The following is a 19,175-nucleotide window of genomic DNA, read 5'->3' on the forward strand; positions in this document are numbered from 1 at the left end:
GAAATCTATTTAGAATTAAGCCTGAGCAGGCATAAAGAACGATCCTTACCTCAGCTTTTTTAATGTTTTCCTTACATATTCTTCAACATTTTCCTTATCCGGGACTGTGGTAATTTCCTTAGCTAACGCTTTTTCAAATTCGGCTTTTGCTTTGGAGTATTCTTTTTGATTAAAATAGTACTTTCCGGCCTGATAATAAACCAGCCAGAAATCAGAATTTAATGACTGATAATGTGCAATAACTTCTTCAGAAAGTCTTTTTCCTTTATCATCAGCAGCATCTTCAATCCGGGAACTCAGCTTTCTGTATTCTTCATAATTTTTAAATTCCTGAGAATCTGCAAAAGGATCTTTCGCAATAGTTAAATCTGACCTGGAAAACGTACCGTTCTTTAATCTTTTATCAGAAAAAATTTCATTGAGGTCATAACACACAAATTCACCGAGCTGATAAGGATCCGATGAAACCCACGCCAGCTTTTTCTGAGGTGAAAAAATTACGGCATGATGTGCCAGGAGCTGGTTAATCGCTTTCTCATTGCCGTAGCCGATCTTCTCACCTTTCAGCCCGAATTTATCCCTCAGGACCGAAGCCATTTTCTCAGGATTCAGTTTTCTGTTTTTCTGTAAAAGCTCCTGAAGCTTTTCATAACGGTATTCCGAGTGGCTTTCTATTTTATGTTTCCGGTTCCTTTTATCATTTTCATATGCCTCAGACTGAAAATGATTGGTACAGAACACCTTACCTGAATTCTGAACCCTGTAGACCCCGAAATGATCCGGAGAAACTTCAATTACCACGGCATTTTTATCATTTGCGCTTCCAACCATGATGGATTCGGATACAAAAACTTTCCTTTTTTTCGCAATGGCTATTGCTTCATCAATGGTTGCTGCATATTGCAGAATCTCTCTGGTGACCAGAGAAATCGGTGTCTTGGCGGCTAACGGGATTTTTGATTTTCCGGCATTAATCGTTACCGTTATCCCCTCTTTATTCATCCCTGAAACCACGCCGATCATTCCCGGCCAGCTTACCGACATATAAGGGATTCCGTTTTCCGGTTCCACAAATTCGATTACTTTATTTTTAGCAAAGTCATCCCCTGCGTAAAAATCGAAATTACGCCCGATCAGCAAATCACCGTCTTCGGTATTTTCATTCCAGACCGCCAGCGAAGTGCAGCCTACCATCATCAGGTCCTGCATGGCATGGCCGATATCATGGGCACCGTGAAGATACAGAGTACGAAGGTATTGGGGAGCGATAAAATTGTACCGGTCTGATGAATACCGGGATAATCCGTATAACTCCGCCTGAAAATCTCCGCGGACATTCAGATACATTTTCCGGTTATACCATTTCAGGAAATCCCGCAATAAGTTTTGTTTAAACTTTGACGGTACCAGACTTTCCACTTTTGAAAAAAAAATTTCTTCCTGCTTCTGCATTAAGCCCTGAGTCAGTGCACCATTGTTATAACCCAGCTGCAAAGGATTCCCTCTGATGTACAGTTCCCAGAGCTGCTGCTTATTTTTGGTCAGGTAGTTCTGCTTAAAGCTGAATGTGGAATCATTAATTTTATCAACCTTAGGAATTTCCAGAGCATACGGTTGTACATCAGGAATATGCCGTATGGATTTCTTTATCCCGCATGATGTAAGATGAATGATAATCAGTGCGTAAAATAATGCTTTTATCGTATGCTTTAGGCTAAAGTGCCGGTTGGTGTTATTCACTTTTATTTTTATTAAGCATTTGTGTTAACCGATCATCCATCACTTCCTTGCCCAGAATTTCAGCGCAGGTATTGAAAGCACCGATGGTACAGCCTAAAATCCCGTGCATATTTACGGACTGTCCTGTAAGAAAAAGGTTATCAATCTTGGTCCGCGGAGAAACCATTGTTTTTAAAGGGTTTTCCGAGCTTTTGATGTAACCGTACATATTGCCTTCAAAGCTTCCGATGTAATCCCGGTAAGACAAGGGTGAAGAAGTGTACATCCGCTTTACGGACTTTCTTAAATCCGGAATTTTTTTCTCTAACGCACTCAGCATTTTTTCTGCTTTTTCTGCCTTAAACCTGTCGTATAATATTCCCCTTTCCTGATCTTCCGTTACGGTATTAACGGTTTTTTCCCATTCTTTCACCTCATCGAAATCCATGTAGGAAATAGCGGTCAGACTCTCTGCAAACCCGGGATGGTGCCCGGATGGCGTGCAGGAAAGCATATACGTTTCCGGCCAGGAGTTTTTATCGTAGTGATATGCATTCCAGACCTGTTCCTGTGATGAAAAATGATAGATATTGTAATTGAAATTAGAAATGGTCTGAGGCTTTAACACAAAGTAAACGCTGAAACATGAGGAAACGGGCTCCCAGCTTAAAACCCTGTTCAGAAACGATTTTTTCAGGTGTTCCTCGCCAATCAGCCGGATCATTGAACGGATTTCAATATTGGAAATAAACTGTTTCGCCGAATATGCTTTTCCTGCTTTTGTTTCAACCCCTGTTATGCGATGATGATGATCAAAAATTAATCGGGAAACTTCAGCATGTTTATGGACTTCAGCACCGTGCTGCCGCAGCTTCCTGATCAGCAGTTTTGAAATCCGGCTTCCTCCGTTTATGCATTTATAAGCACTCTGGATATAAGAATTTACCGTTAAGGCATGGACGTAAAACGGGACATTTTCAGAATTGCCCGCGTATAAAAAATTGGATCCCAGCAATACCGCCTGCAGTTTTCTGTCTGAAATAAGCGACTCAATGAACCTTTTGGTATTTAAGTGGAGGATTTCTTCATTATACCGGTCTTTGCCCACTACATTATACCTCGGGAACTGGTTACAGACCCGCTGGATCTCTTCACAGTAATTTTCAAGATTATCCCTTTCTTCAGGAAAATAGGCTGACAGCTGCTCAACAAAGTTTTTATAGCCCTGGGCGTGAGGATATTGAGTTTCATCGTCCCCGAAAGTAATTTTATCATAGCCGTCTTCATCCATTTTCTGAAGCTCCAGATCATCCATGATTTCCAGATAGGAAAAAAAACGTTGGAGATTCTGCCCTTCGGAAAGTCCGCCGAGATAATGCACGCCGGTATCGAAAATCAGCTTGTCCCGGGAAAAGGTCTGCAGATTCCCGCCATACTGGTTGTTTTTTTCCAGCACACAGACTTTCAGGCCTTCCCTGGCCAGAATAAGAGCCGAAACGAGCCCGCCCAATCCGCTGCCGATTACCAGTATGTCAAATTCTTTTTTCAAGGAATGTGTTTTCTTTTATAGTTGAGAAATCAATCGGGAATTAAATTATACAGTCCTTTATACTGCTTAAAGCATCCGGCTTACCGCATATCTCTTTTAAATAACAAAAACGATTTGGATACCAATAGGTTACCAATGAAAAATTATGGGCTGATTATAATTCTGTTCCTGATTTTCTGAGTTTTACATATTAGTTTTTCAGGAAGTAAAAGTAGGAAATTTAATCAATATCATCCCAAAAATCAAAGTAATTGAACCATTGAAGGGGATATTTCCTGATCATGGATTCAAGATTTTGGGTATACGAGTGTAAAAGGCCCTGCGCATCGCGCTTTTTAACATCCTGTGCAACTCTTGCATACAAGTGGTAATGAAGATTTTTTTCTTTCATCACATACACGTACACTACCGGAGCACCCAACCTCGAAGCAATCAGAAAAGGGCCGGCAGGAAACTTTGCACTTTTGCCGAGCAGGTCTCCTTCCAGATATTTTGAGCCTTCGAAATAGCGGTCGCCGGTAAAACAGATCAGTTCATTTTTAGATAATGCCTCATGGATATCGAAAATATGGGACATATCTTCTTTTACATAGATGAATTTGATGTTGCTTTTCTTAACGGAAACGCGTTCAAGGTATTCTTTGATAACCGTTACTTCCTGGTCTGTTGTTACCAGGTTAATCTGGCAGTCAAAATCGATATCTGCAAAAAAGTGTTCCGCTATTTCAAAATTCCCGATATGTGCACTGATCAGGACGCCGCCTTTTTTTTCTGCCAGAAGGTTTCTGAGGTTTTCAATACCGTCAAATTCATAGGTGTATTTATCTCTTAACCCGGCAGAGATTGCGGTTTTGTCAATCAGGACCTTGCCGAAAGTAAAGTAACTCCTGAATACTGAAATTCTTGTTTTGCGGGAACTGTAATTGAGGCGGTTTCTAAAGTAATGTGAAATATACCGGTTGCTCTTTTTCTCGAACAGGAAATAATAGGCAGCCACAAAGTAAAGTACGGCATATGAACTCTTTACCCCGATATTTCTAATGCACCACACGAATATCTTGTATCCTAAAATAGTCCCTTTAGATTTACCTTTCCACTTGTTCATAGTATCAATTCAGCAATGTATCAGTTGACTTAAAATAAGAGCATCAGACCGTTAATCAGTCTATTGGATGTTTAATTCAGAGTAAATTTTTATCGATAGTTATGCGTTTTTTTCAGTGATTTTATTTTCAATGGTTGAATAGAAATCTTCAAAAGTAATGATCTGCTTAAAATCAGCCTCGCCCAGCTTCACTCCGAAATTAGATTCGATGACCACTACCAGATCAATATAATCCAGGCTGTCTAAGCCCAGCGTTTTTTTAAAATTAGCCTCATTGCTGATTTCATCGCCGTCAACTTCAAATTCATTAACCAAAAAGTCGTTGGCCAGCGCAACAATTTTTTCCCTTTCCATGTTTTATTTAAATTTTTTAACGATTAATGCAGAGTTGGTTCCCCCAAATCCAAAAGAATTGGACAAAAATACATCAATTTTTTGACTTTTTGTTTCAGCAACCAGATTTATCTTTTTAGCCTCATCGTCAGGGTTTTCCAGATTGATATTCGGTGCGATGAAATCATTCTGCATCATCAGGATTGAATAGATCACTTCGCTTGCCCCTGCCATCCAGCATTCGTGGCCGGTCATGGATTTTGTAGAGCTTACCGGAACCCCGCCACCAAAAATTTCATAAATCGCCCTGGCCTCATTGGCATCACCGAGCGGCGTGGAGGTTGCATGGGCATTAATGTAATCAATGTCTTCCGCTGTTAATCCGGACTGCTTTAAAGCCCGTTCCATGGCTAATGCAGGACCGTCCACATTAGGAGTGGAAATATGGCCTCCGTTTGAGGAGAACCCGTACCCTACAATTTCGGCAATAATATGTGCACCTCTTTTCTGAGCAGACTCCAGGCTTTCAACAATCAGGGATGCGGCCCCGCCGCTTGGGATCAGTCCGTCCCTTCCGGAATCGAAAGGCCTTGAGGCTTTTGCAGGCTCATCTTCCCGAACCGAAAAAACGCCCAGCCCGTCAAAGCTGGCCATGGAATATTTATTGGTTTCCTGTGCCCCGCCGCAAATAATCATCTCCTGAAAGCCGTTCTTTATCATCATGTAAGCCAGGCCTAATGAGTGGGAACCGCTTGCGCAGGCTGCACTGATGGTGAGATTAATCCCCGTCAGTTTAAAAATGGTGGAAAGGTTCATGGTCACCGTAGAGTTCATGGATTTAAAAATCGCTCCCGAACCTATTAAAGTGGTATCTTTTTTTTCTCTTGCAATGTCAATGGATTCTACCACGGCCTGCGAAACACTGTCGTTTCCGTATAAAATCCCGACTTCATTATGATCCAGGAAATCCTGGTCTATATCTGCCTGCTGTAATGCATCCAGCGTGGCGACATACGCATACTCGCTTTCTTCGCCCATGCTTACGCGCTGCCTTCTGTTCAGAAGGTTTTTCAGGTCCGGTTTCGGAACTACGCCGGTAAGCCCTGACCTGAAGCCGAATTCTTTTCTTTCATCCACCAGAACAATCCCGGACTTCCCCTGATAAAGAGATTCTTTTACCTCTTCCAAAGAAGTCCCGATGCAGGAATAAATTCCCATTCCGGTAATTACAACCCTGTTTTCCATGTCATTAAATTTAACAATGTATCAGTATAACAATGTAACAATAATTTTAATCGGTACACTTGTAAATTGTTATATTGCTACATTATTTCACTATTACGAATAAATTCCTCCGTTAATATTAATTACTTCCCCTGTAATATAAGATGATTTTTTAGAAGCCAGGAACGCTACGAGATCTGCTACTTCTTCAGCTTCCCCGAACCGGTTAACAGGGATCATTGCTTTTAATTCATCTTCATTAAATTCCTGGGTCATATCCGTCCTGATAAAACCAGGTGCTACAGCGTTTACTGTGATGTTTCTTTTCGCCACTTCCTGTGCCAGAGCTTTTGTAGCGCCTACCAAAGCCCCTTTCGCTGCAGAATAGTTGGTCTGGCCTGCCGTTCCTTTCACTCCGGATACGGAAACCATGTTGATGATCCTGCCGTATTTGTTACGTAGCAGTTTTTGGATAAAGAAATTGGTTACATTAAAGAATCCGTTCAGGCTGGTGTTGATTACTGCATTCCAGTCTTCACTCGGCATCCACATAAATAAACCGTCCCTGGTAATCCCTGCATTATTTACGATCACCTCCACCACATCATCAGGATGGGCCTCCTGCCATTGTGTTAAAACCTTTTGGGTCTCCTCTGCATTTCCTACATCGAACTTAAGAATTTCCCCGGTAGAACCCAATTCTTCAACTTTAGCCAGTGTTTCTCTTGCCGCCGCTTCATTTGAAGTATAGTTGATCAGGATATGATATTTTTTATCTTCCGCGAGTTTTATACAGATGGCACTTCCGATTCCTCTTGAGCCGCCTGTTATGATTGCACATTTCATGTGTTCTGTTTGTTTTTAGTTTTTGCGTTTTTTCCCAGTCTTAAATTACTCAGTTAAGACCATTCATCAGAGGAAAAGTTACAGCGATTTTAAATAATTCTTCACTTCTTCCAGATAAGGATACATCACCATATCATCTGAAAAAGCCGGAATAATTTTCCTTACTTCGTCATACAGCTCTTTGGTCGCAGACGAGATCTTATCCTGATACCCAAGATACTCAATAGCCTGGACAATGGTAATTGCCTCAATAGTCAATACTTCAAAGGCGTTATCAATCACTTTTCTGCAGATTACGGCTGCATTGGTTCCCATGCTTACAATATCCTGATTGTCATTATTGTTAGGAATGCTGTGAACATACATCGGGTTAGACAGCATCTGGTTTTCAGCCGTTGTAGAGGTCGCCGTGAACTGTACACCCTGCATCCCGAAATTAAATCCCAGCTTGCCTAAATTGACAAAAGGAGGAAAAATTTCATTGATCTTGGCATTTAAAAGGTAGTTCAGCTGCCTTTCTGCCAGCATGGTCAATTTTGTTACCACGATTTTCAGCTTGTCCATTTCCAGAGAAATATAATCTCCGTGGAAATTACCGCCATGATAAACGTGCTGGTCTTCAACATTGATAATCGGGTTGTCATTTGCTGAATTAATCTCATTCTCAAGCACTTTCTCCGTATATTCCAGTGTATCCAAGACAGGTCCTAAGATCTGCGGGACACACCTCAGGGAATAATATTCCTGAACTTTTTCTTTGAATACTTTTTCCTGCTCTTCAAAACGGGTGTATAAATGATCTGCTCTTTTTCTGATCAGCTGGCTGTCTGCTAAATGTTCGCGCATTTTTGCGGCAATTTTCCGCTGCCCTTCATGAAGCTTTGTCCCGTTCAGTACTTCAGAAAAGTGATCATCGTACGCCTGAACAATTTCATTGATGGCACAGGACAGTTTAACGGAAATATCCGTCAGCTGATTCGCTTTATGGGCATTGACCATACCGATTCCTGACATTACGGAAGTCCCGTTCATTAAGGCAAGTCCTTCACGGATCTCCACCTGGATCGGCTGCAGGTTCTCGGTCTCAAAAACCGTTTTGGTTAATTTCCTTTCTCCTTTATAAAAAACTTCTCCTTCACCAATTAAAACCAAAGCAAGGTGGGCAAGCTGAACCAGGTCTCCGCTGGCTCCCACGCCTCCATGCTCAAAAATCAACGGTGTAATATCCCTGTTTATTAATTCTTTAAGCAAAATAACTACGGAAGGATGAACGCCTGAATTCCCAAGAGACAAAGTGTTCAGCCTTGCCAGCATAGAAGCCTTGACTTCTGCTGCAGGAAGAGGGTTTCCCATTCCGGAAGAATGACTCCTTATTAGATTATACTGAAGCTGGTGCGTATCTTCATCACTGATTTTGAACTGAGCCATTGGCCCGAAACCTGTGTTCACACCATATATTACTTTATTTTTTGAAAATTCCTTCAAAAACTGAAAACTTTTATCCACTCTTTCCAGAAGGGTTTCATCCAGTTCTATTTTCTCATTTTCAATGATGACCTTTTTGAAGTCGCTCAGTTCTAAAAAGTTATTTATTCTCATTAATTAAAGTAATAGTAAGATAATTTTGTAATTATTAATTAATTGTCATTAATTTTGCGGCAAAGATAGAAGTTATTATTAAAATAAAAAACCAAAGATGAGCAAAGAATTTGTTGATGTTCTCGTAATCGGGGCAGGGCCTTCCGGATGCGTATCTTCTTCATATTTAAAGAAGAACAATATCAACGTAAAAGTGGTCGAAAAAACAAAATTCCCGAGACTTGTGGTAGGCGAAAGCTTAATTCCTAGGGTGATGGACCATTTTGAAGAAGCCGGACTTTTGCCTGCTCTGGATAAAATGGGTTTTGAAAAAAAGCTGGGCGCTCGTTTTTTACGCGGCAATGAGGTCTGCATTTTTGATTTCAGCAACAAATTCGGTGAAGGCTGGAACTGGACCTGGCAGGTACCGAGAGCTGATTTTGACAATACCCTGGCTCAGGAAGTCATTAAAAAAGGCATTGACCTTGAATTTGAAACTGAAGTTACCGCGATCCGGTTCAACGGAACGGATTCTATCACCACCGTAAAAAATAAAGACGGTGAAACAAAGGAGATCCATGCAAAGTTCGTCATCGATTCCAGCGGATACGGACGGGTTCTGCCGCGTCTTTTAGATTTAGAAAAACCTTCAAAATTATCGCCCCATTCTGCAATTTTCGCCCATGTAGAAGACATCAACAGAGAGGAAGGGACGGAAGGCACTTTGATTTCTTTTGATATTATTGAAACGGAAGTCTGGCTTTGGGTAATCCCCTTCTCCAACGGAAATACCAGCGTAGGAATTGTTGGCCCTACAGAATATATTGATCAACTATCTGAAAACGGAGATACTGCGGAAGCACTGAAAAAAGCCATTTCCCTTTCCGATTATTATGTACAGCGTTTCGGGGATGTGGATTTTCTTTTTGAACCGAAGCACCTGAAAGATTATTCCTGTTCGGTGAAAAGCTTATTCGGGGACGGGTTTGCCCTTACTGGAAATGCGTCTGAATTCCTTGACCCGGTTTTCTCTTCGGGAATGGCTTTTGCCACGGAATCCGGGATGCTGGCCGCCAAACTGGCTCTCCGGCAGCTGAACGGTGAGAAAATAAACTGGCAGACGGAATATTCCGATTATATTTTGTACGGAGTGGATGTATTTACTACTTATGTAAAGGAATGGTACACCGGTAATTTACAGGAATTATTTTTCCACCAGCCGGAAAATCCTGATGTCAAAAGAAAAATATGCGCCGTTTTGGCAGGCTATGTCTGGGATAAAAAGAATACGTTTGTACGGATACATGATACCGCGATAAAAAATCTTGCGGAATTTATTAAAACCGAGAAACTGCACTCATAAAAAAAACGGCCTGAGATTTTCAGGCCGTTTCCTGTTATTTCACAGCTTCTTTAATTTCTCTTCCGAGGTATTTTCCAATAGATTCATACGCACCGGCAACTCTGCCGTATTCCATAACAAATTCTTTGTTGTTAACATATTTATCAAATTTATTAAGCTCAACCTCAGCTAAAACAACGGATGGATTATTGGTTTCTATCAATTTTATCTTACCGCTTATCTCTGCCGTCATAACAACCATTCCGCCGTGCCAGCCCGGAAATACCCAGTCTGTTTCCAGTAACAGGGTATATTTTGCATGACTTTCTTTTTTAAAGGTTATGTTTTTATACGATCTATTTAAGCCTTTTACAAAATAATTGATGTATTCCTCATTTTTAAATCTCTGCCACTCTCCGTTCCACTTCTGCCATCCCGCTTCTCCCCTTTTGGGATTGGCTAAAAGATCCCTCTTCCTGTTTTTAAGATACTGAGCTTCTGTAAAATTTTCTTTCATCATTAAGACATTATCAAATTTCAATTCCACATTTACTTCAGTCTGATCTTTTAAAGTCTTAAAATCTCCTGAAATGACTGTCATCTTCTGAGCATTAATAGCCGCAGCAATAATCAAAAAAAACATCAGAAATAATTTTTTCATAATTTAAATTTAAGTCTGCTAATATATTACAAAAAAGCAGCTCAAAAGAACTGCTGACATTACGTTTTATATAAATCTTATCTTAAATCTACAAAGTTAATTGGTTTTCTGCTGTTCGGGTTAAACACAGTTTTAGACAGCATATCAAAATCCACGATTTCAATTTTCGGGCTTACCCTTAATTTTGCCCGGAAGTGATCCCGCACTTCATTAACAAAATTCTCAGAATCGCTGTTTGTGCTTATTTTAATGATAATTTCATCCAGTCCGATTTCATTTGACTGAATAACCATCTGATAACACAGGATATTATTAAAATCATTAAGAATGTCATTCATCGCAGGCGGATACAGTGTTGTTCCTTTATATTTGATCATCTGCTGCTTTCGCCCGATAACAGGGCCTAGCCTCATTGTATTTCTTCCGCATAAACAGGGCTCATAATGGGCCTGCACAATATCCCCGGTTTTGAATCTTAATAAAGGAAGGGCTTCTACACCTAAGGTTGTGATCGTCAGTTCGCCGCTTTCTCCTTGCTGAACGGGATTTCCATGGTCATCAAGAATTTCCGTAATAATAAGTTCAGGATGCTGATGTCCTCCAACCTGATGTTCACATTCTGTAAAAGCGGTGCTCATTTCCGTGGATGCGTAGGTGGAGAATAATTTAATATTCCATTTTTCCTTGATCTTTTGCGAAAGAATATTATCCGTAAAATCCTGGTTTTTGATACTTTCCCCGATACAGACTGCCCCGTATACACTGGAATTCTGATAATCCAGCCCATGTTTTTCAGCGTAATCAATCATTTTTAACAGGAACGACGGAACCGTGATCAGGTATTTGGGCTTGTATCTGAAAATAGAATCCCACTGCAGTTCCGGAATCCCGGGCCCCATCCTGACAACACTTGCCCCCATTTTTCTTAATCCTAAAAAATAAGCCAGACCGGCCATGAACCGCTTGTCAATGGTAGTGATCATCTGCACCACATCCCCTTTTTGAATTCCGGCACAGGCAAAAGAAACCGCTTCGTTGTAAGCCAGCCTTTCAAGATCGTTATCTGACAGCCCGAATGTTACCGGATCGCCCAGGGTTCCTGAAGTAGTACTGTAATCCACAATTTTGTCTGACGTAACACAGAAAAAATCATCATTGTTCTGCTGGATGTCATTTTTTGTAGTGGTCGGAATTTTCTGTAGGTCTTCCAGCGTCAGAATATCAGCAACCGTAATTTTGTTTTCTTCAAATAATTTCCGGTAAAACGGTGAATGGGTTTCAAGATACACCAGAAGTTCCCGGAGTTTTTGCTCCTGAAACTTTTTTATTTCGTGAATATCTGATTGTTCGATAGACGGATAGAATTCCAATGGTTTTATTTTAAAGGGCAAATTTATTTAATTAAAATTAAAAGATCAGGTTTCGTGTATGATTTGTTTAGAAGAGAATTTCCTGCAAATTTTCACAGATGATTATGCTTTAAAGTAAGTTGTTATCTGGAAAGAGGTTTTAAAAAATCAGTTGTCCATCATCAGAAATTCACAAATATTGCATTTCAAAATCTCCATTCCTCGACCAAATTTTTCATCCCAACCGTCAAAATAAAACATATCTTATAAACCGGTAAATTTTAGTAAATTTGCCAACTTAATGAATCAACGATATTGATATAGTACCATGAGCCAATTTAAAGAATACAAAAGCCTCAACCTTATTGACGTAGCCGAGAATGTAGCCGAATTCTGGAAACAGAATAAAACGTTTAATAAAAGTGTTGAGATTCGTGATGGGCAGCCAGAGTTTGTTTTTTATGAAGGTCCGCCTTCCGCAAACGGTATGCCCGGAATTCACCACGTTATGGCCAGAGCATTAAAGGATATTTTCTGTCGTTACCAGACCCAGAACGGGAAGCAGGTTTTCCGTAAAGCAGGCTGGGATACCCACGGACTTCCTGTAGAGCTTGGTGTGGAAAAAGAATTAGGAATTACGAAAGAAGATATTGGCAAAAAAATTTCTATTGAAGATTATAACAAAGCCTGCCGTGAAGCGGTCATGCGATATACCGATGTCTGGAACAACCTGACCGAGAAAATCGGGTATTGGGTTGACCTTGAAGATCCGTATATCACATACAAATCAAAATACATGGAGACGGTATGGTGGCTGCTGAAGCAGTTGTATGACAAAGGGTTACTGTACAAGGGCTATACCATCCAGCCGTATTCCCCGAAAGCGGGAACCGGACTTTCTTCACACGAAGTTAACCAGCCCGGAGCCTACCGTGATGTTTCTGACACAACCATTGTTGCGCAGTTCAAAACATTGCCGGAAACACTGCCTTCATTTTTACAGGGGTTTGGAGATGTCCATTTCTTAGCGTGGACGACTACTCCGTGGACGTTGCCATCCAACACAGCTTTAACCGTAGGCCCTAAAATCGATTATGTTTTAGTAAAAACCTTCAATCAGTATACTTTTGAGCCTATTAATGTAGTTTTAGCAAAAAATTTAGTTGAAAAACAATTCCGAAAACCATATGTAAATATTTCATCTGATTTTCATTTAAATCAATATTTAAATGAAAGTAATAGTTTAGAAGGATATCGTGACAGAATTGAAAATGAAATCATAGATTTAGAAAAGTCTTCGATAACTAATTTTGACATTAATTCCATAGCAAAAGATAGATTAAAATTCTTAGCTAATGAAATTAAAACCATTCCTTATCAAATCTTAGCAGAATTCAAAGGTGCTGATTTGGTTGGAATTAAATATGAGCAGTTACTGCCGTATGCTTTACCTTACCAAAACCCGGAACATGCATTCAGAGTCATTTCAGGGGATTTTGTGACGACAGAAGACGGAACAGGAATCGTTCACACGGCACCGACTTTTGGAGCTGATGACGCGAAAGTGGCTAAAGAAGCAACGCCGGAAGTTCCGCCCATGCTGGTCTTAAACGAAAACGGAAACCCGGTTCCACTGGTAGATTTACAGGGAAAATTCACTACTCACATGGGAGATTTTGCCGGTAAATATGTGAAAAACGAATATTATGAGGCAGGCACAGCACCCGAAAAGTCTGTGGATGTTGAAATCGCCATCCGTTTAAAAGAAGAAAACAAAGCGTTCAAAGTAGAGAAATACGTTCACAGTTACCCGCACAGCTGGAGAACTGATGAGCCGTTATTATATTATCCGCTGGATTCATGGTTTGTGAAAATGACTGCCGTGAAAGACAGACTGGTTAATTTAAACAAGGAAATTAACTGGAAACCGAAAGCTACGGGAGAAGGCCGTTTCGCCAACTGGCTTGAAAATGTAAACGACTGGAACCTTTCCCGTTCAAGATACTGGGGAATCCCGTTGCCGATCTGGAGGACTGAAGATCTGAAAGAAGAAAAAATCATCGGTTCCGTAGAAGAACTGTACAACGAAATTGAAAAATCTGTTGAAGCAGGACTGATGAAAGAAAATCCGTTTAAGGATTTCATCATCGGAGATATGTCTGAGCAGAATTATGCTTTGGTAGACCTGCACAAAAATATAGTCGACAAAGTGATCCTGGTTTCGGATTCAGGAAGGGAAATGAAGCGTGAGAGCGATCTGATTGATGTTTGGTTTGATTCAGGTTCAATGCCATATGCCCAGCTGCATTATCCTTTTGAGAATAAAGAATTAATTGATAACCATAAGGCTTTCCCTGCAGATTTCATTGCAGAAGGTGTTGACCAGACCCGTGGATGGTTCTATACACTCCACGCAATCGGAACGGCAGTTTTTGATTCGGTGGCTTATAAAAATGTAATGAGCAACGGACTTGTTTTGGATAAAAACGGGGTGAAAATGTCAAAATCCAAAGGTAATGGGATTGATCCGTTTGAAACATTAGCCGTGTACGGACCGGATGCCACACGCTGGTACATGGTTTCAAATGCCAACCCGTGGGAAAACCTGAAATTCGATATCGAAGGAATTGATGAAACCAGAAGAAAATTCTTCGGAACGCTTTACAATACCTATTCATTCTTTGCTTTGTATGCCAATGTTGACGGATTCAATTATTCTGAAAAAGATGTTGAAAACAGGCCTGAAATCGATAGATGGATTCTTTCTGAACTGAACCTCTTGATCAAGGAAGTAAAAGCATTCTACGAAGATTACGAGCCGACAAGAGTGGCAAGAGCCATCAATACGTTTGTAAACGACAATTTAAGCAACTGGTATGTAAGATTATGCAGAAGACGTTTCTGGAAAGGAGATTATTCTGAAGACAAAATCTCGGCTTACCAGACTTTATATACCTGCCTGGAAACGGTGGCCAAATTATCGGCACCTATTGCTCCGTTCTTTATGGATCAGCTGTACCAGGATTTAAATAAAGTCAGCGGAAAAGAGACCCATGAATCCATCCACTTAACGGATTTCCCGGTTGCTGATGAAAGCCTGATCGATCAGGACCTGGTTGAAAAAACACATCTGGCGCAGAACATCACGAGTATGGTTTTCTCCCTGAGAAAGAAAGAAAATGTAAAAGTACGCCAGCCGTTGCAGAAAGTACTGATCCCGGTTTTAGATGCTAAAACGCAGGAACAGATTTTAGCGGTTTCAGAATTAATTAAACAAGAAGTTAACGTTAAGGAACTGCAGCTGATCAATGCTGAAGAAGCATCCCATCTGATTGTTAAACAGATAAAACCTAACTTCAAAACTTTAGGTTCGAGGCTTGGAAAAGATATGAAAACGGTTGGCAGTGAAATCACTAACCTTTCTGCAGAGCAGATTTCATCTTTGGAAAAAGAAGGCAGCGTTGTGATTCAGGGATATGAAATTACGGTTAACGATGTGGAAATCTCAACTAAAGACATCCCGGGATGGACAGTAACGTCCGACGGGAAAACAACTGTGGCATTAGATTTGACGCTGACAGATGAGTTAAAATCTGAAGGAGTTGCAAGGGAATTCATCAACAGGATCCAGAATCTCAGAAAAGAAAAAGATTTTGATTTGACGGACCGCATTACCATTTCTGTGGAAGAAAATTCTCCGTTCTTAAATGACATTAAGAAAAATGAAGAATATATTTCATCAGAGGTCTTGTCAAATAAAATAGAAATTGTATCTTCACTTTTAAATTTTAACGAAATCGAGATTGATGAGGTTAATTTTAAGATAAATGTTGAAAAAATTAACATATAGTTGGTATTTTTAACACCCCCATTTCATAATTTTATTAAAAAAGAGAAACGAATATGTCAGACGAAAGAGTAAGATATAGCGATACTGATTTACAGGAATTTAAGGCTATCATTAAGGAAAAAATAGAAAAAGCGGAAAATGATCTGAAACTGATCAGAGAAAGCTTTATCAACGACCAGAATAACGGAACTGATGATACTTCCCCTACTTTTAAAGCGTTTGAGGAAGGAGCGGAAACATTGAGCAAAGAGCAGAATTCTATTTTAGCAGGAAGACAGGAGAAGTTTTTACGTGACCTGAAAAATGCTCTGATAAGAATTGAAAACAAAACCTACGGTGTGTGCAGGGTAACCGGTAAGCTGATCCCTAAAGAAAGACTGCTGGCTGTACCTCATGCTACACTGAGTATTGAAGCGAAGAATATGCAGAAATAACCATCAGGTTAATTACAATACATTGGGTTTATAACGTATTTATTTTATGAAATACTTTATAAACCTGATTTTTTAATATATACCCATGAGCGAATTTTTGGTCTTAGCGGTTATCATTATAGTGGTATTGGTATTTTTTAACAGGGAACAGCTGAAAAACAGGTTCTTCCCGGATAAAAAGAAAAACTATACCCTGGATGACCGGTTTAATGAAGATAAACGGGAACGGGAAAAAGAAATTGACAGGCTTCTCAGCAAGATGGGCAAAAACGGGATAAACGATTTGTCTTCCAAAGACCGGAAACGGCTTGATGAACTGTCTAAAAAATAAATAATTTAAAGCAAATACAATGGAATCTATAATAGTCCACACAAAAAATGCAATGGAACTTAATGCTTTGAAAAGTGTTTTGAAAGATATGAATATTGAGTTCGAGAAATTCCATACCAAAATGCATCATAACAATAAGACGATTAAGAAAGTAATCGATAAGAAAAACGAAAAAATAGGAAAACCTTTTAAACCGAAAGGACTGTAATAAAGTCGCACGGCGATTTTATATGACTGTTAAATAATCCAATTCTTCCTATGAAAAAGATATTACTTGTAACCTTTCTTATTTTATTGATTGATCAGGCTTCAAAGATTTACATAAAAACACATTTCGGACTGGGAGACAGCGTTTCTGTTGTGCCTGGCTTTAAGCTTACCTTTGTAGAAAACCCGGGGATGGCTTACGGGCTTCATTTCGGCGGGGTGATTGGAAAATATTTCCTGGTAATCGTCAGGATTTTCCTGATCGGAGGAATGGTGTATCTTTTTAAGAAATGGCTGGAAAGAGGCGAATCCAATTACCTGCTGATTCCTATGGCCATGATTTTTGCGGGGGCCATCGGTAATTTAATAGACGGAATGTTTTACGGGATGATCTTTGACAGCGGAACCGTTTATGATGCCAGCATCGACCGTTGGATTGACTATGACGGAATTTCAAAATTAACTTCTTTCGGCCATGGTTATTCCACTTTTATGAGGGGATGCGTGGTTGACATGTTCCATTTCCCGTTGGTAGACTGGAACGTGCCTGAAAGCTGGCCTTTGATAGGCGGAAAACACATAGAATTTTTTAAATATATTTTTAATGTAGCAGATTCTGCCATTACCGTAGGCGCAGTACTGTTGCTGGCCTTCAGAAAAAAAGCCTTTCCGAACGGACTGGAATTTTAAATATACACACAAGATGAAAAAATTTCTTAAAAACATTTTTACCTTTTTCCTGCTTCTTTTTGTAGCAGGAATTATTTTTATCCTCTGGGCGAATTACAGCATGAAGGCAGACACGGAAGACTTGATGTCTTACCAGACTGCTGAGGCCCCTGAAACCAAAACGGGTTTGCTGCTTGGAACAAGCAGGACGCTGGATAACGGCCAGCCTAATGCTTATTTTGACAATCGGATCGAGGCAGCATGGGAACTCTACAAAAGCGGCAAAATACAGTATATTATTGCCAGCGGCGACAACAGCAGGAAAGATTACAACGAACCCGAAGACATGCAGCAGGCCCTGATCAGTAAAGGCATTCCTGAAGATCATATCTTCATGGATTTTGCCGGATTCAGGACGCTGGATTCCGTGGTAAGGGCCAAAGAGATTTTCGGACAGCAGAAGATCATTATTATTTCGCAGAAGTTCCACAATGAAAGAGCTGTATTCCTGGCCCGTCAGAATGACATTGATGCGTTCGGGTTCAATGCAGCGGATGTAAATAAATATGCAGGCTTTAAGACCAATGTCCGGGAATACCTGGCCAAATCAAAAGCATATCTTGATCTTCTTCTGGGTGTAGAGCCGAAATTCGGAGGTAAAAAGATTTTAATTCCTTGATTTGATTAACCCGGATTTCTTAACGCAGAGTTTATTTAATCATAAACAGCTTAAGTGAGCCAGGAAGAATCAACAAGTTGATTTGATGAAGCAATATCTCAAGTTTCGGGCAGCATTTATTTGCCTTTGCCTTCTAAAAATAAAGCAGCTTTATTATAAATCTGTATGTTTAAAAATACCTGCGTAAATCAGCCCCGGAACTTTATGATACTTTAAACCTATTCCCGTAAATTTGAAGTTCATTAATTTTTTAAAATAAATTTAAAACAAATGTCAAGAATTCTTACCGGCATTCAAGCCACCGGAACACCACACCTCGGAAACCTGTTGGGTGCAATTATTCCTGCGATCGAATTATCGAAACAGGAAGGAAATGAATCATTTTTATTTATCGCAAACCTTCATTCCTTAACCCAGATTAAAGACGCGAAAGAACTGAAACAGAATACCTATGAAATTGCTGCGGCTTGGCTTGCCTGCGGCCTGGATACTGAAAAAACTTTTTTTTACAGACAGAGTGACATCCCTGAAACCTGTGAACTTTCTTGGCATTTATCCTGTTTTTTTCCGTATCAGCGACTTACCTTAGCCCATTCCTTCAAAGATAAGGCAGACCGGCTTCAGGATGTGAATGCAGGCCTGTTTACCTACCCGATCCTGATGGCTGCGGATATCCTGCTGTACGACGCGGAAATTGTCCCTGTGGGCAAAGACCAGCTGCAACACCTGGAAATTGCGCGTGATGTGGCTTCCAGATTCAATAACCAGATGGGTGAAGTATTTGTACTGCCACAGTCTGAGCTTCAGGAAGACACCAAATATGTCCCGGGAATTGACGGTCATAAAATGTCCAAATCCAGAGGCAATATCATCAATATTTTCCTGCCAGAGAAAGAGCTGAAAAAACAGGTGATGAGTATTGAAACGGATTCCAAGTCCCTGGAAGAACCTAAAGACCCGGAAACCGATAAGACCTTTGCAATTTATCAGCTGGTTGCAACACCTGAACAGTCTGAAACGCTTCGGGAAAAATATTTAGCCGGAAACTTCGGGTACGGCCATGCGAAAAAAGAGCTTCTGGACCTGATCCTGGTAAGGTTTGAGAAAGAAAGAGAACTGTTCACCTATTACATGAATAACCTGGAAGAACTGGAAGCAAAACTTCAGGAAGGCGCCGTGAAAACAAGAGCAATTGCTACGGAAACCATGAAAAGAGTAAGGGAAAGCCTGGGGATTTAATCCTTATCAAACTTGCCTTTTCTAATATAGAGTTTCGGCGGCCTCGTTTTTAACGAGGCC

17 protein-coding genes are annotated in these 19,175 nt (G+C 40.3%); 8 read left to right on the forward strand and 9 right to left on the reverse strand.

What is annotated here, in order from left to right:
• Nucleotides 1-45 precede the first annotated feature (45 nt).
• The 7 genes from ASE55_RS07285 to hutH form a co-directional block, all read right to left on the reverse strand.
• On the reverse strand, nt 46-1,740 hold the full coding sequence (locus tag ASE55_RS07285; RefSeq protein ID WP_056217216.1) for a C45 family autoproteolytic acyltransferase/hydolase: 1,695 nt from the start codon (nt 1,738-1,740) through the stop codon (nt 46-48).
• The gene (locus ASE55_RS07290; RefSeq protein WP_056217219.1) at nt 1,733-3,268 is read right to left on the reverse strand and encodes a phytoene desaturase family protein; all 1,536 of its coding nucleotides are present in this window, start codon (nt 3,266-3,268) and stop codon (nt 1,733-1,735) included. The genes ASE55_RS07285 and ASE55_RS07290 overlap by 8 nt, the downstream gene beginning before the upstream one ends.
• A gap of 220 nt (nt 3,269-3,488) precedes the next feature.
• Nucleotides 3,489-4,373 carry a lipid A biosynthesis acyltransferase gene (locus tag ASE55_RS07295; protein WP_056217223.1) on the reverse strand — a complete coding sequence of 295 codons (885 nt, stop codon included), beginning with the start codon at nt 4,371-4,373 and terminating at the stop codon, nt 3,489-3,491.
• 99 nt (nt 4,374-4,472) lie between these two features.
• On the reverse strand, nt 4,473-4,727 hold the full coding sequence (locus ASE55_RS07300) for an acyl carrier protein (protein WP_056217226.1): 255 nt from the start codon (nt 4,725-4,727) through the stop codon (nt 4,473-4,475).
• Nucleotides 4,728-4,730: 3 nt separating this feature from the next.
• Entirely contained in the window at nt 4,731-5,951 is a 1,221-nt protein-coding gene (locus ASE55_RS07305; RefSeq protein ID WP_056217229.1) for a beta-ketoacyl-[acyl-carrier-protein] synthase family protein, read from the reverse strand.
• Nucleotides 5,952-6,044: 93 nt separating this feature from the next.
• A complete protein-coding gene (gene fabG / locus ASE55_RS07310) occupies nt 6,045-6,776 on the reverse strand; it encodes a 3-oxoacyl-ACP reductase FabG (RefSeq protein ID WP_056217232.1) in 732 nt (243 codons plus the stop codon).
• A 78-nt stretch (nt 6,777-6,854) separates the two neighbouring features.
• Nucleotides 6,855-8,375: a histidine ammonia-lyase gene (gene hutH / locus ASE55_RS07315; protein ID WP_056217235.1), complete on the reverse strand. Its 1,521-nt coding sequence runs from the start codon at nt 8,373-8,375 to the stop codon at nt 6,855-6,857.
• A gap of 97 nt (nt 8,376-8,472) precedes the next feature.
• Here hutH and ASE55_RS07320 point away from each other — a divergent pair, with 97 nt between their 5' ends.
• A complete protein-coding gene (locus ASE55_RS07320) occupies nt 8,473-9,717 on the forward strand; it encodes an NAD(P)/FAD-dependent oxidoreductase (protein WP_056217238.1) in 1,245 nt (414 codons plus the stop codon).
• 34 nt (nt 9,718-9,751) lie between these two features.
• Here ASE55_RS07320 and ASE55_RS07325 read toward each other — a convergent pair whose 3' ends face one another.
• Both ASE55_RS07325 and ASE55_RS07330 read right to left on the reverse strand, forming a co-directional pair.
• Complete coding sequence (locus ASE55_RS07325) at nt 9,752-10,357, reverse strand: hypothetical protein (protein WP_056217241.1); 606 nt, start codon at nt 10,355-10,357, stop codon at nt 9,752-9,754.
• Between the two features lie 77 nt (nt 10,358-10,434).
• Nucleotides 10,435-11,727 (reverse strand): phenylacetate--CoA ligase family protein, encoded by a 1,293-nt coding sequence (locus tag ASE55_RS07330; protein ID WP_056217245.1) that lies wholly within the window; start codon nt 11,725-11,727, stop codon nt 10,435-10,437.
• Nucleotides 11,728-12,034: 307 nt separating this feature from the next.
• Here ASE55_RS07330 and ileS point away from each other — a divergent pair, with 307 nt between their 5' ends.
• The 7 genes from ileS (at nt 12,035) to trpS (ending at nt 19,115) form a co-directional block, all read left to right on the forward strand.
• Nucleotides 12,035-15,556: an isoleucine--tRNA ligase gene (gene ileS / locus ASE55_RS07335; RefSeq protein WP_056217249.1), complete on the forward strand. Its 3,522-nt coding sequence runs from the start codon at nt 12,035-12,037 to the stop codon at nt 15,554-15,556.
• 53 nt (nt 15,557-15,609) lie between these two features.
• On the forward strand, nt 15,610-15,990 hold the full coding sequence (locus tag ASE55_RS07340; RefSeq protein WP_056217252.1) for a TraR/DksA family transcriptional regulator: 381 nt from the start codon (nt 15,610-15,612) through the stop codon (nt 15,988-15,990).
• Between the two features lie 85 nt (nt 15,991-16,075).
• Complete coding sequence (locus tag ASE55_RS07345) at nt 16,076-16,321, forward strand: DUF6576 domain-containing protein (protein WP_056217255.1); 246 nt, start codon at nt 16,076-16,078, stop codon at nt 16,319-16,321.
• A gap of 19 nt (nt 16,322-16,340) precedes the next feature.
• Nucleotides 16,341-16,529 (forward strand): DUF2683 family protein, encoded by a 189-nt coding sequence (locus ASE55_RS07350; protein ID WP_056217259.1) that lies wholly within the window; start codon nt 16,341-16,343, stop codon nt 16,527-16,529.
• Between the two features lie 50 nt (nt 16,530-16,579).
• Nucleotides 16,580-17,218 carry a lipoprotein signal peptidase gene (locus ASE55_RS07355; protein WP_056217261.1) on the forward strand — a complete coding sequence of 213 codons (639 nt, stop codon included), beginning with the start codon at nt 16,580-16,582 and terminating at the stop codon, nt 17,216-17,218.
• A 13-nt stretch (nt 17,219-17,231) separates the two neighbouring features.
• Nucleotides 17,232-17,876 (forward strand): vancomycin high temperature exclusion protein, encoded by a 645-nt coding sequence (locus tag ASE55_RS07360; RefSeq protein WP_056217264.1) that lies wholly within the window; start codon nt 17,232-17,234, stop codon nt 17,874-17,876.
• A 270-nt stretch (nt 17,877-18,146) separates the two neighbouring features.
• Nucleotides 18,147-19,115 carry a tryptophan--tRNA ligase gene (gene trpS, locus ASE55_RS07365; protein ID WP_056217267.1) on the forward strand — a complete coding sequence of 323 codons (969 nt, stop codon included), beginning with the start codon at nt 18,147-18,149 and terminating at the stop codon, nt 19,113-19,115.
• Nucleotides 19,116-19,175: the final 60 nt, after the last annotated feature.

The organism is Chryseobacterium sp. Leaf201, assembly GCF_001421435.1.
In the GTDB taxonomy this organism is placed as follows: domain Bacteria; phylum Bacteroidota; class Bacteroidia; order Flavobacteriales; family Weeksellaceae; genus Chryseobacterium.